Source organism: Haemophilus sp. SZY H8 (assembly GCF_018829755.1).
Classification (GTDB): Bacteria; Pseudomonadota; Gammaproteobacteria; order Enterobacterales; family Pasteurellaceae; genus Haemophilus; species Haemophilus haemolyticus_K.
In genome coordinates this window covers 180,431-196,460 of sequence record NZ_JAHKJY010000003.1, presented here as the reverse complement: position 1 = coordinate 196,460, position 16,030 = coordinate 180,431, and the positions used below count along the sequence as shown (strand labels likewise).

The following is a 16,030-nucleotide window of genomic DNA, read 5'->3' as shown; positions in this document are numbered from 1 at the left end:
TTGTAGAGTGCAACTTATTGCACCAACATATTCAAATCGGTACAACAACTTGTACCCTACAACAGGAGAAAACAATGTCAGTAAAAGGCGACATCGGTGTTATCGGCTTAGCCGTTATGGGGCAGAACCTCATTTTAAATATGAACGACCACGGGTTTAAAGTGGTGGCGTATAACCGAACCACATCCAAAGTGGATGAATTTTTACAAGGTGCGGCAAAAGGCACGAACATTATCGGTGCTTATTCTTTGGAAGATTTGGCCGCTAAATTAGAAAAACCACGCAAAGTGATGTTAATGGTGCGCGCGGGTGATGTGGTGGACCAATTCATTGAGGCATTACTGCCACATTTAGAAGAAGGCGATATCATCATTGATGGGGGTAACTCAAACTATCCTGATACCAACCGTCGTGTAAAAACATTAGCTGAAAAAGGCATCCGCTTTATCGGTTCGGGGGTTTCTGGTGGTGAAGAAGGTGCGCGTCATGGCCCCTCTATCATGCCGGGTGGTAACCAAGAAGCATGGCCATATGTCAAACCAATCTTCCAAGCAATCTCAGCTAAAACCGAACAAGGTGAGCCTTGCTGTGACTGGGTTGGCGGTGAAGGTGCTGGCCACTTTGTGAAAATGGTTCACAATGGTATCGAATATGGCGATATGCAATTAATCTGTGAAGCTTACCAATTCTTAAAAGAAGGTTTAGGCTTAAGCTATGAAGAAATGCAAGCTATCTTCGCAGAATGGAAAAAAACTGAACTTGATAGCTATTTAATCGATATCACCACCGATATTCTTGGTTATAAAGATGCTGATGGTGAACCATTAGTTGAAAAAATCTTAGATACAGCTGGCCAAAAAGGGACTGGTAAATGGACGGGTATCAATGCATTAGATTTCGGTATTCCATTAACCTTAATCACTGAATCTGTCTTTGCTCGTTGCGTATCTTCATTTAAAGATCAACGTGTTGCCGCTAACCAATTATTCGGCAAAACAATTCAACTGGTTGAAGGTGATAAAAAAGTGTGGATTGAAGCAGTACGCAAAGCCTTATTAGCGTCTAAAATTATTTCTTACGCACAAGGCTTTATGCTGATTCGTGAAGCCTCTGAACAATTTGGCTGGAACATCAACTACGGTGCAACCGCATTATTATGGCGTGAAGGTTGTATTATCCGTAGCCGTTTCTTAGGCAACATTCGGGATGCATATGAAGCAAATCCAGATTTAATCTTCTTAGGTTCAGATAGCTACTTCAAAGGCATTTTAGAAAACGCATTAAGCGACTGGCGTAAAGTGGTGGCAAAATCGATCGAAGTGGGTATCCCAATGCCTTGTATGGCCTCTGCGATTACCTTCTTAGATGGCTATACTTCAGCCCGTTTACCGGCAAACTTATTGCAAGCACAACGTGACTATTTCGGTGCACACACTTACGAGCGTACTGATAAACCACGTGGTGAATTCTTCCACACCAACTGGACAGGTCGAGGTGGGAATACAGCCTCTACCACTTATGATGTGTAGTTAAAATATCGATAAAAATTACCGCACTTTGAGATATTAAAGTGCGGTATTTTTTTATCTCTTTTTTATTATTTATTAAGCTTTAACTGGTATATCAGCTAATACATTTACTAATACATTCCAGTATGTTGCGACAGTAGAAATCTGTACTTTCTCATCTGGTGAATGCGCATTACGGATAGTTGGTCCTAGAGAAATCATTTCGATATTAGGATAATGCTCTTTGAGTAATCCACATTCCAAACCCGCATGAATGACTTTAATATCAGGTTGTTTTCCTAACACTGCAGCATAATGTTTTTGGGTAAGATTTAATATGGAGGAATCATTGACTGGTTTCCAACCTGGATATGGTGCTGAAAATTCAGTTTTCGCACCCGCAAGGTTGGCAACAGAGGTTAATAATTCTGTTACATAATCTTTACCGCTTTCAATTAATGAACGTACTAAAATAGTCCCCTTCACACTGTGATCTTCGGTTTTTAATACCCCAATGCTGAGTGAACTTTCGACAACATTTTTGATTACATCGCTATTACGAATGACGCCGTTAGGTAACGCGTTTAATAAATGAATGACTTTTTCTGTTGATTCTAAGGTAAAGATAGATTGTGGTTTTTCCGCTGATTCTAAGAAAAGCTTAAGGTTAGGTTCAGCAATGAATAATTCTTCTTTTAATAAAATGTTTAGTTTTTCTACCTCACTTTCAAAAGCATGAGGTTCGCCATTGAAAACTAGAATCGCAACAGCTTCTCTAGGAATAGCGTTTCGAATTGAACCACCACGAATTTCTGCAAGCTGGAAAGGAGAAGTGTTTTGTGAAAGTTTCGCTAATACGCGAGCCATAACTTTGATTGCATTAGCTCGTCCAGTATGAATATCGCAACCTGAATGTCCACCACGCAAACCTTTCAATGTGAGTTGAATTGATTGTTCAAAAGTGTTGTTTTCCCATTGAATTGGTATTGATAAATTGGCATTAATCCCTCCGGCACAACCGATATAAATTTCTCCGACTTCTTCAGTGTCAGTATTGATAAGAATGTCCGATTGTAGCCAATTACGACGGAGGTGTAATGCACCGTCCATTCCTGTTTCTTCTGTCATGGTAAGAAGGACTTCAAGTGGTGGATGTGCGATGTTATCGCTTTCAAGAACGGCTAATGTAGATGCTAAACCAATACCATTATCGGAACCAAGCGTTGTCCCTTGTGCTTTTACCCAATCGCCATCAATATAAGGACGAATCGGATCTTTAGTGAAATCATGGGGATTACCTTCATTAGCCTGAGGTACCATATCCAAGTGGGCTTGCAATACAACAGGTGTGCGATTTTCCATACCTACTGTTGCAGGTTTGCGAATTAAAACATTACCCGCCTCGTCACGTTCTGCAAAAAAATGTTTTTCTTTTGCCCAGTTAACAATAAAGTTTGCAAGTGTATCTTCATGATGAGATGGATGTGGTATTGCACAAATTTGATCGAACCATTTCCATAGCAATTCGGGTTGAAGCGTTGTAATTTCAGACATAGTTTCTCCTTTTTATCGAAAAAGTTTGAGGAAATAATAGCATAAAATGCTATTTCAGGTTATCCTTACGCAATTTTTATTTATTGACAAAATTTAGGGTATTAAAATGAGTGAAAAATATGTGGTGACTTGGGATATGTTCCAAATGCATGCTCGTAAATTATCAGAGCGTTTACTTCCAGCATCCCAATGGAAAGGTATTATTGCTGTGAGTCGCGGTGGTTTATTCCCTGCTGCTGTATTAGCTCGCGAGTTAAGCATTCGCCACGTAGAAACCGTTTGTATTGCAAGTTATCATGACCACAATAATCAAGGTGAATTGCAGGTTCTTCACGCTGCACAGGTACCAAATGGCGGGGAAGGTTTCATCATAGTTGATGATCTAGTTGATACAGGTAATACGGCACGTGCAATCCGTGAAATGTATCCAAATGCAAAATTTGTGACAGTATTTGCAAAACCAGCAGGGGCAGAACTAGTTGATGATTATGTGATTGATATTCCTCAAAATACTTGGATTGAACAGCCTTGGGATTTAGGATTAATGTTTGTACCGCCTCTTGCAAGAAAATAAGTTTATTCTTTAGACTTGAATGCGAAATCTCTTTGATTTCGCATTTTTTTATCTCTTAATTTACCTTTTGAGTTAATCCGTGTCATTTCGGAAACAGGATTATTTATGCTATTCTAAGCGCAATTTTAAAAGGAATCCTTATGTCTGAAATTAAACTTAATTACCATAAAACTCACTTTTTAACGAGTGCGCCGAATATTCGTTCTATTCCTGAAGATACGGGCATTGAAATTGCGTTTGCGGGTCGTTCAAATGCGGGAAAATCGACCGCACTTAATGCATTAACCAATCAAAAAAATTTGGCCCGTACCTCAAAAACACCAGGGCGCACACAACTCATTAACTTATTTGAAGTGGAACCAAATTGTAAATTGGTGGATTTACCAGGCTATGGCTACGCAGCTGTACCAGAGCAAATGAAAATCCAATGGCAAAAATCATTAGGTGAATATTTGCAAAAACGCGAATGTTTGGCGGGATTGGTTGTGCTGATGGATATTCGCCATCCGCTTAAGGACCTTGATCAACAAATGATTGAATGGGCGGTTTCAGCAGATTTACCAGTACTTTTATTGCTTACTAAAGCCGATAAATTGAGTCAAAGTGCACGTAGTAAACAAGTGAAAATGGTGCGCGAAGCGATTCTTCCATTCCAAGGTGATATTCAAGTAGAAGCCTTTTCTGCACAAAATAAAATTGGTATTGATAAACTTGCAGCGAAATTAGATTTTTGGTTTTCGCCACTTTTTGCGGAATAAAATGTAAATTTTGCGATCTAGATCGCAAGAAAAGCACATGATGAATGATTTCATTATGTGCTTTTTTTATAGTGCAAAAACTATTTTCATTTTTACCGCACTTTAAGGATTATCATGTCCCTTGCTATTGTTTACAGCCGTGCTTCTATGGGTGTGCAAGCACCGCTTGTCACCATTGAGGTGCATTTAAGCAACGGAAAACCAGGATTTACGCTTGTTGGTTTGCCCGAAAAGACGGTGAAAGAGGCACAAGATCGGGTGCGTAGTGCGTTAATGAATGCACAATTTAAATATCCAGCCAAGCGTATCACTGTGAATCTCGCCCCTGCGGATTTGCCGAAAGAAGGTGGTCGATTTGATTTGCCTATTGCCATTGGAATTTTAGCCGCATCGGAGCAGCTTGATGCGAGTCGCTTAAAGCAATTTGAATTTGTGGCTGAGCTTGCGCTTACGGGCCAATTGCGTGGTGTGCATGGTGTGATTCCTGCTATTCTTGCTGCGCAAAAGTCAAAGCGAGAGTTAATTATCGCGAAACAAAATGCCAATGAAGCCTCGCTTGTTTCTGATCAAAATACTTATTTTGCGCAAACGCTTTTAGATGTGGTGCAATTTCTCAACGGTCAGGAAAAATTACCCCTTGCCACTGAAATTGTGAAAGAAAGTGCGGTAAATTTTTCGGGTAAAAATACATTAGATTTAACGGATATTATTGGTCAACAGCATGCCAAACGAGCATTGACCATTGCCGCCGCTGGTCAGCATAACTTGCTCTTTCTTGGTCCTCCTGGCACAGGGAAAACCATGTTAGCTAGCCGATTGACAGGGCTTTTACCTGAAATGACTGATTTAGAAGCGATAGAAACGGCATCTGTAACGAGTTTAGTTCAAAATGAGCTAAATTTTCATAATTGGAAACAACGTCCTTTTCGCTCACCGCACCATAGTGCATCAATGCCTGCTTTAGTTGGAGGCGGGACGATCCCAAAACCTGGTGAAATATCCTTAGCAACAAATGGTGTGCTTTTTCTTGATGAACTTCCAGAATTTGAGCGAAAGGTGTTAGATGCACTACGTCAGCCTTTGGAAAGTGGTGAGATTATTATTTCTCGTGCTAATGCCAAAATCCAATTTCCAGCTCGTTTTCAATTGGTGGCAGCGATGAATCCAAGTCCCACAGGCCATTATACCGGAACACATAACCGCACTTCACCCCAGCAAATTATGCGTTATTTAAATCGACTTTCAGGGCCATTTTTAGATCGTTTTGATTTGTCTATTGAAGTGCCTTTATTGCCACAAGGCAGCTTACAAAATACCGGCGATCGTGGCGAAACCAGCGCACAAGTACGAGAAAAAGTGTTAAAAGTGCGTGAGATTCAAATGGAAAGATCGGGGAAAATTAACGCTTATTTGAACAGTAAAGAGATTGAACGTGATTGCAAGTTAAGTGATAAAGATGCCTTTTTCCTTGAAAATGCGCTGAATAAACTAGGGCTTTCTGTTCGGGCTTACCATCGTATTCTGAAAGTTTCTCGAACCATTGCCGATCTACAAGGAGAACAACAAATTTCTCAACCGCACTTAGCGGAAGCTTTGGGATATCGAGCTATGGATCGTTTGCTACAGAAATTATCGAATATGTAAAAACGCGTGGTGAGGATACCACGCGTGAAAGGATTAGTAAGTGCTTTGGGTATCTTGCGTTCCGCTAATAATTGCAATGCCAGCGCTTGCACCAATGCGAGTCGCACCCGCTTTAATCATTGCAAGTGCAGTTTCAGTATCACGCACACCACCTGATGCTTTAACACCAATATTGCCGACTGTTTGTTTCATCAATGCAACATCTTCTACGGTCGTCCCACCTTTATTGAAGCCTGTTGATGTTTTAACAAAAGCCACACCGATTTCTTTACAAATTTCACAGGTTTTCACTATTTCATTTTTAGTGAGCAAACAAGTTTCTAAAATCACTTTTAATGGCGTGCCATCACAAGCATCAAATACCGCTTGAATATCTTGTTTTACAGCATCCCATTTTTGCGATTTTATCCAACCTACATTAATTACCATATCAATTTCATTTGCGCCCGCTTTAATAGATTCTTGCGTTTCAAATGCTTTGACAGAGGTTAAATTGGCACCTAAAGGGAAGCCAACTACGGTGCAAATTTTTACATTTGATCCTGTAAGTTTTTCTTTAGCGAGTGGAATATAACCAGAATTGATACATACAGAATAAAATCCGTGTTCAATCGCTTCATGACAGAGTGTCAAAATATCTTGTTCATTTTTTTCTGCGGTCAGTGCGGTGTGATCGATATATTGAGCAAGTTGATTCGGTGTCATTATTTTCCTCCTTTTATTTATGTTTTACCTATTGTAGCAAAAATCCCTTATTTTTGACTGTGGTTTTATGCTTGATTACAATCATCTCAATGCGATAAGGAATAAAGAAAATGAAGATTAAAAAACTACTTAAGAATGGATTATCCCTCTTTTTAACTTTTATTGTGATGAGTAGCATACTGGATTTTGTTCGTCGCCCTGTGGTACCAGAGGAAATAAATAAAATCACGTTACAAGATCTTCAAGGGAATACGTTCTCTCTTGAAAGTCTTGATCAAAATAAAGCGACGCTGCTTTATTTTTGGGGAACTTGGTGTGGTTATTGTCGCTATACTTCGCCAGCAATTAATTCTTTAGCGAAAGAAGGCTATCAAGTTGTATCGGTGGCGTTACGTTCAGGTAATGAGGCGGACGTAAATGATTATTTAAGTAAAAATGACTACCACTTCACTACGGTTAACGATCCTAAAGGGGAATTTGCAGAACGATGGCAAATTAATGTAACGCCCACAATTGTGCTGTTGAGTAAAGGCAAAATGGATCTTGTTACGACCGGCCTCACGAGTTATTGGGGATTAAAAGTGCGGTTGTTTTTCGCAGAGTTTTTTGGCTAAGCGGTAGAAAATCTATTACAATACGCAGACTTATTTTAAAGAGGACAGAATTATGATTATCGTAACAGGTGGCGCAGGTTTTATTGGCAGCAATATTGTCAAAGCATTAAATGATTTAGGGCGCAAAGATATTTTAGTGGTAGATAACTTAAAAGATGGCACAAAATTTGCCAATTTAGTTGATTTAGATATTGCAGATTATTGCGATAAAGAAGATTTCATTGCTTCTATTATTGCGGGCGACGAATTTGGCGATATTGATGCAGTATTCCACGAGGGGGCATGTTCTGCGACTACGGAATGGGATGGCAAATACATTATGCACAACAACTACGAATATTCTAAAGAGTTGTTGCATTATTGCCTTGATCGCGAAATTCCTTTCTTTTATGCCTCAAGTGCAGCAACTTATGGAGACACCAAGGTATTCCGTGAAGAACGTGAATTTGAAGGTCCGTTAAATGTTTATGGCTATTCTAAATTCTTATTCGACCAATATGTACGCAACATTTTGCCAGAAGCAAAATCGCCAGTATGTGGTTTCCGTTATTTCAATGTTTACGGGCCGCGTGAAAATCATAAAGGTTCTATGGCTAGCGTAGCATTCCACTTGAATAACCAAATCTTAAAAGGCGAAAATCCAAAATTATTTGCAGGCAGCGAACACTTCCGCCGTGATTTTGTTTATGTGGGTGATGTGGCTGCAGTGAATATTTGGTGTTGGCAAAATGGTATTTCGGGTATTTACAATCTTGGAACAGGAAATGCAGAAAGTTTCCGTGCGGTGGCTGATGCGGTAGTGAAATTCCACGGTAAAGGTGAGATTGAAACTATTCCATTCCCAGAGCATTTGAAATCTCGTTATCAAGAATATACTCAAGCTGATTTAACTAAACTTCGTTCAACAGGCTACGATAAGCCATTCAAAACAGTCGCGGAAGGCGTGGCTGAATATATGGCATGGTTGAATAGAAAATAAACCGTAGGTTTGCCTACTTCCAATCAACAAAGTGCGGTTAAAAATCTTGATATTTTTGACCGCACTTTTATCTGAAAGACAGAAAATGAATATTCTAATTATTGGCCCCTCTTGGGTTGGCGATATGATGATGTCGCACAGTTTGTACCAGCAACTGAAAATTCAATATCCAAACTGCAATATTGATGTGATGGCACCGAATTGGTGTAAGCCTTTGCTTGCACGCATGCCAGAGGTGCGTAAGGCGATTGAAATGCCATTAGGGCACGGAGCCTTTGAATTGGGAACGCGTTATCGTTTAGGAAAGTCTTTGCGTGAACAATATGATATGGCGATTATTTTACCTAATTCATTGAAATCTGCATTTGTTCCTTTCTTCTCAAAAATTGCTCATCGTCGTGGTTGGAAGGGGGAAAGCCGTTATATTTTATTGAATGATTTACGAGCCAATAAAAAAGATTATCCAATGATGGTGCAGCGTTATGTTGCATTGGCTTTTGAAAAAGATGTTGTACCAAGAGCTGATGATATTCCTGTCTTAAAACCCTATTTGACGGTTGAGTCAGCGCAACAAACTGAAACCTTAAAAAAATTTGAAAAACAAACCGCACTTTTAGGTGAGCGTCCAATTATTGGTTTTTGTCCTGGCGCAGAATTTGGCCCAGCAAAACGTTGGCCACATTATCATTATGCAAAATTAGCAGAAATGTTAATTACCCAAGGCTATGCGGTGGAATTATTTGGCTCTGCTAAAGATGAGCCTGTGGGCGAAGAAATTCGTCAAGCTCTGCCAGAAGAATTACGTGAGTTTTGTGTTAATTTAGCAGGAAAAACCAATTTAAATGAAGCGGTGGATTTAATTGCCAACTGTACGGCAGTAGTGAGCAATGACAGTGGTTTAATGCATATTGCGGCTGCAGTAAATCGTCCATTGATTGCACTTTATGGCCCAACGAGTCCGCAATATACGCCGCCACTTTCGGATAAAGCAACGATTATTCGTTTAATTGAAGGTGGATTGATTAAAGTCCGTAAAGGCGATAAAGAGGGCGGATATCATCAAAGTTTGATTGATATTACACCAGAAATGGCATTAGAAAAATTAGAGGCATTATTAGCAAAATGAACCCTCTACGCATACATTTACAATTAATTGGAATGGTAATTTTATGGGGCGCCTCTTGGCCTTGGGGACGAGTGGTTGCTCAAGCTATGCCGACATTTGTTGCTTCAAGCGTGCGCTTTTTTTTCGCCATTATTCCACTCATTATTTGGCTATATGCGGCGAATCGTTTCAAATATGCTAAACAACTGCGACCTAATCAATGGGTGGGGTTATTGTTAACGGCTTTGCTTGGGATCTTTGGTTATTCGACTTTCTTTATTTGGGGTTTGAAATATGTTCCAGCAGGGCAAGGAACGATGGTCGTTGCCTCTAATCCTGTCTTTACGATGTTTTTTGCTATTTTATTATTTAAAGAAAAATGGAATCGCTGGGTTGTATTAGGGATGATTATTGCCATTAGCGGTTCTTTATTAGCTATGACAAAAGGGAATCCAACTAACCTCTTACAAAATTTTGGATTTGGTCAAATGTTATTGCTTTGCGCTTTAGTTTGCTGGGTTGCTTATACTTTATTGGCTCGTAAAGTATTAATCGGAATTGATTCTCTCACCGCTACCACGATTTCTTCTACTTTTGGTTTTTTCATGCTGACGTTGGCAACATTATGGACGGAAAGTGCGGAAGATTGGGCAACCGTATTTCAATTAAATGGATCGCAATGGTTTAGTTTACTTGGTCTTGCATTTGGTGCAACGGTATTGGCTTATGCATGGTATTTTGATGGTGTGAAACACTTAGGGGCAGGCAATGCCTCGGCTTACATTATTCTTGTGCCGATTTTAGGTATTTTATTTTCAGCCATTTGGTTGAATGAACAAGTGGATTCCTCCTTAATTATTGGGGGCATTTTAGCCGTATCTGGGCTTGGGATTATGCACTGGGGAAGAAGGTTAATTAGATGAAAGTATGTGTGATTAAAACTTCCTCTATGGGGGATGTGATTCATACTTTGCCGGCATTGACTGATGCACAGCGTGCTATTCCTAATCTCTCTATTGATTGGGTGGTGGAAGAGAATTTTGCAGAAATCCCACGTTGGCATTCTGCAGTGAATCAAATTATTCCAATTGCTTTAAGACGTTGGCGAAAATCGCCTTTTTCCATTCAAACAAGAAATGAGTGGAAAAATTACCGCACTTTGTTGCAGTCTGAAAACTATGATGCGGTAATTGATGCGCAAGGGCTCATTAAAAGTGCATTATTTGCAACTCGTTTTGCTCAAGGTGTGAAACATGGCTATGATCGTCAAAGTATCCGAGAGCCGTTAGCATCTTTTTTCTACGATAAAAAATATGCCATTTCTTATCAACAGCATGCGGTGGAACGAATTCGTCAGCTTTTTGCCCAGAGTTTAGGTTATGAATTACCTCAAGTTCAGGGCGATTATGGTATTGCTCGCCATTTTCTTCATCAAACTTCAGAACAAAACTATGTGGTATTCATTCATTCTACAACTCGGGCAGATAAGCATTGGGAAGAATCAGAATGGCAAAAATTGATTGAAAAAATTACCGCACTTTCTGATTACGAAATTCGCCTACCTTGGGGAAATGAACTAGAAAAAGCGCGAGCAGAGCGTTTGGCTCAAGTTCATTCTAATGTGATCGTGTTGCCTAAGTTAACTTTAACGGAGCTTGCAAAACAGCTTGCAAATACAAAAGCTGCCGTGTCGGTGGATACAGGTTTGGCGCATTTAACTGCCGCCTTGGATAAGCCCAGTATTACGCTTTATGGCGCAACAGATCCTAAATTGATTGGCTGTTATGGTAAAAATCAGCATTACTTATCGGCTAATTCAATGAAAGAGATTTCAGCCGAACAAGTGTTATCACAATTGCTTCCGTTTATTTCATAAAAAATGCTCGCACTTGGCGAGCATTTTCATCTTTTATATTTTCTTAGTCTAAGGCTTTACCTTTTAATTCAGGGATTAAGAAAATTGTCGCTAACATATCAATTACGTAGATAATCGCAAGTAGGGCGATGGCAGTTTGGAAAGAGTAGGCGAGTACGATGGCCCCCACAACCACAGGTCCAAATCCCCCTACGGCACGACCAATATTGAAAAGTACGTTTTGTGCGGTTGCTCGAGCTTCTGTTGGATAGGCTTCTGCCATCAATGCACCGTAACCGCCCATCATTCCGTTCACAAACATACCTAAAAATGCCCCAGCAAGAAGCATGATGTCAGGATCGGTAAGTTGTGAGTAAACCACGATACTTATCACCGCGCCTAATTGGAAAAGTAAGAAACTTGGTTTGCGTCCGATTCGGTCAGCAAGTTGTCCGAAAATCCAAATTCCAGCCATCATGCCACAGACGGTAACGGCTGTCCAAAGTCCAGATTTAGTTAAGCTGAATCCAAGTTGTTTTGATAAGAAATTAGGTAACCAAATCATAATGCCGTAATAACCGAAGTTTTGTACGGAAGTGAGTACGACGATACCCAAGCTAATTTTGCTCGTGGCTTTATCTTTAATAAGAAGCTGGAATGAACGTAATTTATCAGTAAAGCTGGATTGCGTTGAAAGTGCGGTTTGTTTTTGAGTGAAAATTTCAGGTTCGTGCAGATGAGAACGTAAGAACCAAGCGACAAATGCAGGGAAGATACCCACCAAGAACATTCCACGCCAGCCAATATGCGGGAGCAATAATGGTGTAAGCAATGCTGCACCTAACACACCAGCTTGCCAACCCAAGGCAACATAAGATGCTGCTTTAGCTCGGTGGCGTGCGGGCCATGCTTCTGCTGCTAGAGCCATCCCAATTCCAAATTCACCGCCTAAGCCAATGCCAGCAATTGTGCGATAAATCAGTAAGTCCCAATAACCTTGTGCAATCGCACATAATCCAGTAAATACTGCAAAAAGAAGAATTGTCCAAGTCAGTACGCGTACACGACCGTATTTATCGCTTAATGCACCAAATAAAATGCCGCCAAATACAGCACCAATCAGAGTCCAAGTTACGAGAGAGCCACCTTGTGCGGGTGTTAGATTTAAGTCTGCGGAAATTGCACTAAGCATGAAACCTAAAATGAGAAGATCGAAACCGTCCATTGCATAGCCGACGGCAGAGCCAATTAAGGCTTTCCAGCCATAACTGTTTACTTTGTTTGTCATGATGTGTCCTTTTGTTACTCGCGGGTAACATTTAAAGTGAAAAGAGAGGTGATTAAAAATCGGTGGCTAGTTTACTGCATTGATGAAAAAATTCAATGAACAGAATACGAAAAGAAGAATAAAAAATTGATTTTGAATAAGAAGGAAAGGAGAAAAATAAGGGGATTAAATTAGGATGGCGGTGAGAAAGAACAACAATTTTTAACGCTTATGCCTTGATTTTACTGAGGTTTAGTAGTGATCGCTTATATTTACTGGGATCTAAACAGGGATCAAAGATAGGGTGCAATGTAAATTAATTTGTGATTAATAACAAGTAATATCATTAAATATAGATTAATTTAATCTATCCCGTGCAGCGGTGTAAACTTCAGCGCGTTCACGCTTGCCAACAGCAAGAACATAAACGATAACTTTATCTTCAATAACTTCATAAACTAAACGATAGCCTACAGAGCGAAGTTTTATTTTATAAAACACACCAGAAAAGCCAGAAAGCCGATCTGCGGGCACGTGTGGATTTTCTAAGCGTTCTAATAACTTTTTCTTAAATTATTTTTTTCTGTTTGTGCGTTTTTTTTACAGGAATTACAGGAATTACAGGAATTTTTTAATTTTTATGGAAAAAATCTTTGTTTATTAATGATTTAAAGGTTTGAAAAAATTCCTGTGGTTATTTTTTAAACAGGAATTTTTTAGGAATTTTACAGGAATTTTTTAAGGCTGTTTTTTGTACAATAGGAACAAAAAGAGCAAAAATAGGAATTTTTACCCACTGAATAGGAATTTTTAGATAGGTAATAGGAATTTTTTATTATTATAAGTTATTGATTTATAAAGATATATAATATTTTATTCCTATAATTCCTATAAAAATCCTATCTTTTGGCAGAAAAATTCTTTTAAAACATAAAAAAAGCAAGGTGGCGAACCTTGCTTTAATTTTTATTCGGTTTTTTCTGAATCACTTTCATCATCTGAAAATGGCATCACTTTATAAGCCCTAACCGTTTTGCCTATATACTTTTTCGATATTTTGAAAATGTATTCATTATAGCCATTCTCGGGCTTTTTCGGTTTTTTTAATAACCCTGATGAAAAAAGTATGCTGTGCGCCATATTTTTAGGGAATCCCTCAATAATTTCATCAAAAATTTTAGGATAAATGAAATAATGCTCTTCTTCCTTTTTCGCTTCATTGGCCAACACTCTAACACCTGATACTTTAATCGGTGTTCTTGCATTAGGATCCGCTGGGTACTCAATGAAACTTGCTTCATTGACTAATAGCCAATCGGTCAAAATTCTGATTAAACTTGTTTCCTCTCGGCTATTTTCGCCAAATTCTTCTTTCCAGTTGAGAAAGTTTTTTAAAATGGCTTGTGCGCTTTCTTCTTCCGTCCATTGGGTTAAGTCTTTGGCTAAATAAAGTGCGGTTTCTAGCACGGCGAAACGGTCGCCCGCTACACGTTGCACTTGTCCGCTCATATTATTAGATAAATCTAGCCATTTTTGGCGAATTATCTTATAGGTGCTTTTCACTGCATCCGCATTGTTAGAAAGAAAGGCAATCCATTCTCGCCCAATTACGCCAAAGCATTCTTGTACTTTTTCGTTTAAATGGTCGGCGTGCGCTTTATTATTGGGAAAGTTGTGTAAATGCTTTGCTTCCTCAAGCGGCACATTTAAAAGTCGTACTAATTGCCCAGCGTGCACCTTTGCGCCCTGCTGTCTTAGCTGGGTTTCTAAATCTTTTTCCCCTGTCGAAAGTGCGGAGACTTTCCAGCGTTTTATCTCTCTGTTTCCGCCCTCTTTTTTGCTTCTGTTCTTGTCCGTTCCATTGAATAACGCATAAGCAATATTTTCTAAAGAATCCTTATTCTTTGATTCTCCTATTTCGTCCATTGTTAGAAAGCCATCATTACGCGCAGCGGCTTCAGTTTTTAGGGCGTTATCAGTTGAACTCCAGCTTAATTTTATTTTTTCGGGGTTGCCGTAAATACTGTTGGCAATATTTAGGGTTGTGCTTTTTCCCTTTGAACTTTCCGCGAATAAATGCACGCCAAAAGATTCCCGCCCTAAAAGTGAAAGCATAGGTGCAGCTAACGCAACCGCTACGCCAATCATCATTGAGGCGTTACCACGTACATTTTGCGCAATTTCTCGCTGCCAATCTGCAAGCGTGCCGCTTGTCGTATAGCCGAGGCTTGAACTGCTTCGGTCGGTAAAATAGATCGGTTTAAGCGGCGTGCCAATAATTTCCCCATTCGGTAATAAATACGCCCCATTTAGCCAGCCTGTCACATTTGTGATAGTCCACTGTGTGAAATGGTCGCCGTTAAAGTGAAAGTGCTCGGTAAGGCGTTGTGTTAAGCCTGAGCCTTGTGTCATTTTCAAGCCTTGTGCTTTCAGCATCTTCCAGCCTGAATCTGTGCCAAAATCTTCACGGGCGATAGCAACGGTGCGCGGTTTATTTTCATCTCGGTTTTGCCATTGAAAAAGATAGTAATATTCGCCGCCTTGCGTTTTCCCCTCGCCAACCAGTGCCAAATCATCACAAATCCACGTCATATTCTCTTTAATGATTTCGCCAGTATCATTATCAACTTTAGGCTTAATGTAATGTAACCCTTTAATCTTGCCATTTTCTCGATACTCTACATAAGGCTCACGTTTTGGTGCTTCTGGCTTATCCATATATTCCACGCGCATTTCTGCTAAATTGCGCGATTCTGCACTATTGCGTAAATCTTCTAAACGGTGGCTTAATTCTTCCAAATTATCGCCGAGGCTATCTGCAAAAAAGACTTTTTTTGCTTTACTGCGCGTTGCTAGTGCCAATAAAAGGGCGTTTTCTTGGTCGCTTGTCACTTCGCCAAAACGGTAAAATGTCACGGCGTGCACATCATCTTTTAAAATCTGATAATCGCCAGCGTTTGCCAGTTTCTCCGCATCTAAAATTATCGGCTTATAATCACGCTCAAGCCCTAATTTATCGCGCAATAAACCCCATTCAAGGCCATTGCCTTTATCTTTACCAAATCCCCAAGCATTCCAGGCTTTATTGCCAATTAATGCGTGAATATGCTCAAAGGCTACGCGCCCTTGTTCATCAAAGTGCGGTGCTTTTGGTGGGTGTTTTTTATAACTCATCTTTTCCCCCTATGCCTTATTCCGATTCTTAAAAAACTCGATAACATCTACCGCGCGGTATTTTTTCGGCGAACGTGGGCGTGAATCGCCTAACGTTGTGGGAAAATCAGGCAATTTAATCAAGGTTTGAATCACATAACCATAAGATACTTTTGCATAAGCGGCTATATCGTGTGGCGTCCATATCTGATCTGCTTGCGCATATTGATTTTCTATTGCTTGCACACGGGCTTTCAGGCTCTCCAATTCATTTAATAAAAATTTGGTGGTTTCTGTTTGCTTTTCCATATTTC

The 16,030-nt window shown here is 39.8% G+C and carries 14 protein-coding genes and 1 pseudogene; 9 read left to right on the top strand and 6 right to left on the bottom strand.

Annotated elements, in window-relative coordinates:
• Nucleotides 1–74: 74 nt before the first annotated feature.
• Nucleotides 75–1,529: a decarboxylating NADP(+)-dependent phosphogluconate dehydrogenase gene (gene gnd / locus KKW16_RS06350; protein WP_215768072.1), complete on the top strand. Its 1,455-nt coding sequence runs from the start codon at nt 75–77 to the stop codon at nt 1,527–1,529.
• 75 nt (nt 1,530–1,604) lie between these two features.
• On the opposite strand, the gene pepD is transcribed toward gnd, so the two are convergent.
• On the bottom strand, nt 1,605–3,062 hold the full coding sequence (gene pepD, locus KKW16_RS06345; protein WP_048953408.1) for a beta-Ala-His dipeptidase: 1,458 nt from the start codon (nt 3,060–3,062) through the stop codon (nt 1,605–1,607).
• A gap of 106 nt (nt 3,063–3,168) precedes the next feature.
• On the opposite strand from pepD, the gene gpt reads away from it, so the two are divergent.
• From gpt to KKW16_RS06330, 3 genes are all read left to right on the top strand, one after another.
• Nucleotides 3,169–3,636 (top strand): xanthine phosphoribosyltransferase, encoded by a 468-nt coding sequence (gpt, locus tag KKW16_RS06340; RefSeq protein WP_048953410.1) that lies wholly within the window; start codon nt 3,169–3,171, stop codon nt 3,634–3,636.
• Nucleotides 3,637–3,776: 140 nt separating this feature from the next.
• The gene (gene yihA / locus KKW16_RS06335; RefSeq protein ID WP_005632793.1) at nt 3,777–4,394 is read left to right on the top strand and encodes a ribosome biogenesis GTP-binding protein YihA/YsxC; all 618 of its coding nucleotides are present in this window, start codon (nt 3,777–3,779) and stop codon (nt 4,392–4,394) included.
• 114 nt (nt 4,395–4,508) lie between these two features.
• A complete protein-coding gene (locus tag KKW16_RS06330; RefSeq protein ID WP_048953411.1) occupies nt 4,509–6,038 on the top strand; it encodes a YifB family Mg chelatase-like AAA ATPase in 1,530 nt (509 codons plus the stop codon).
• A 33-nt stretch (nt 6,039–6,071) separates the two neighbouring features.
• On the opposite strand, the gene deoC is transcribed toward KKW16_RS06330, so the two are convergent.
• Nucleotides 6,072–6,743, bottom strand: a complete 672-nt coding sequence (gene deoC, locus KKW16_RS06325) for a deoxyribose-phosphate aldolase (protein ID WP_215768071.1) — start codon at nt 6,741–6,743, stop codon at nt 6,072–6,074.
• A 110-nt stretch (nt 6,744–6,853) separates the two neighbouring features.
• Between deoC and KKW16_RS06320 the strand changes: the two genes are divergently transcribed.
• The 5 genes from KKW16_RS06320 to rfaC all read left to right on the top strand — a co-directional run bounded on the left by KKW16_RS06320 (nt 6,854) and on the right by rfaC (nt 11,317).
• The gene (locus KKW16_RS06320) at nt 6,854–7,357 is read left to right on the top strand and encodes a protein disulfide oxidoreductase (protein WP_048953418.1); all 504 of its coding nucleotides are present in this window, start codon (nt 6,854–6,856) and stop codon (nt 7,355–7,357) included.
• A 52-nt stretch (nt 7,358–7,409) separates the two neighbouring features.
• Nucleotides 7,410–8,336 carry an ADP-glyceromanno-heptose 6-epimerase gene (gene rfaD, locus KKW16_RS06315; RefSeq protein ID WP_005636304.1) on the top strand — a complete coding sequence of 309 codons (927 nt, stop codon included), beginning with the start codon at nt 7,410–7,412 and terminating at the stop codon, nt 8,334–8,336.
• A gap of 85 nt (nt 8,337–8,421) precedes the next feature.
• The gene (gene waaF / locus KKW16_RS06310; RefSeq protein WP_215768070.1) at nt 8,422–9,462 is read left to right on the top strand and encodes a lipopolysaccharide heptosyltransferase II; all 1,041 of its coding nucleotides are present in this window, start codon (nt 8,422–8,424) and stop codon (nt 9,460–9,462) included.
• A complete protein-coding gene (locus tag KKW16_RS06305; RefSeq protein WP_215768069.1) occupies nt 9,459–10,364 on the top strand; it encodes a DMT family transporter in 906 nt (301 codons plus the stop codon). Before waaF ends, KKW16_RS06305 begins: the two co-directional genes overlap by 4 nt.
• Nucleotides 10,361–11,317: a lipopolysaccharide heptosyltransferase RfaC gene (rfaC, locus tag KKW16_RS06300; protein ID WP_215768068.1), complete on the top strand. Its 957-nt coding sequence runs from the start codon at nt 10,361–10,363 to the stop codon at nt 11,315–11,317. The genes KKW16_RS06305 and rfaC overlap by 4 nt, the downstream gene beginning before the upstream one ends.
• A gap of 43 nt (nt 11,318–11,360) precedes the next feature.
• On the opposite strand, the gene KKW16_RS06295 is transcribed toward rfaC, so the two are convergent.
• The 4 genes and pseudogenes from KKW16_RS06295 to KKW16_RS06280 all read right to left on the bottom strand — a co-directional run bounded on the left by KKW16_RS06295 (nt 11,361) and on the right by KKW16_RS06280 (nt 16,025).
• Nucleotides 11,361–12,584 (bottom strand): MFS transporter, encoded by a 1,224-nt coding sequence (locus KKW16_RS06295; RefSeq protein ID WP_046939430.1) that lies wholly within the window; start codon nt 12,582–12,584, stop codon nt 11,361–11,363.
• A gap of 336 nt (nt 12,585–12,920) precedes the next feature.
• Nucleotides 12,921–13,124 (bottom strand): annotated as a pseudogene (locus KKW16_RS06290) (type II toxin-antitoxin system RelE family toxin); the annotation flags it as partial.
• A gap of 405 nt (nt 13,125–13,529) precedes the next feature.
• Nucleotides 13,530–15,737, bottom strand: a complete 2,208-nt coding sequence (locus KKW16_RS06285; protein WP_215768066.1) for a DUF927 domain-containing protein — start codon at nt 15,735–15,737, stop codon at nt 13,530–13,532.
• 9 nt (nt 15,738–15,746) lie between these two features.
• Nucleotides 15,747–16,025 (bottom strand): hypothetical protein, encoded by a 279-nt coding sequence (locus KKW16_RS06280; protein ID WP_215768065.1) that lies wholly within the window; start codon nt 16,023–16,025, stop codon nt 15,747–15,749.
• Between the last annotated feature and the right edge of the window lie 5 nt (nt 16,026–16,030).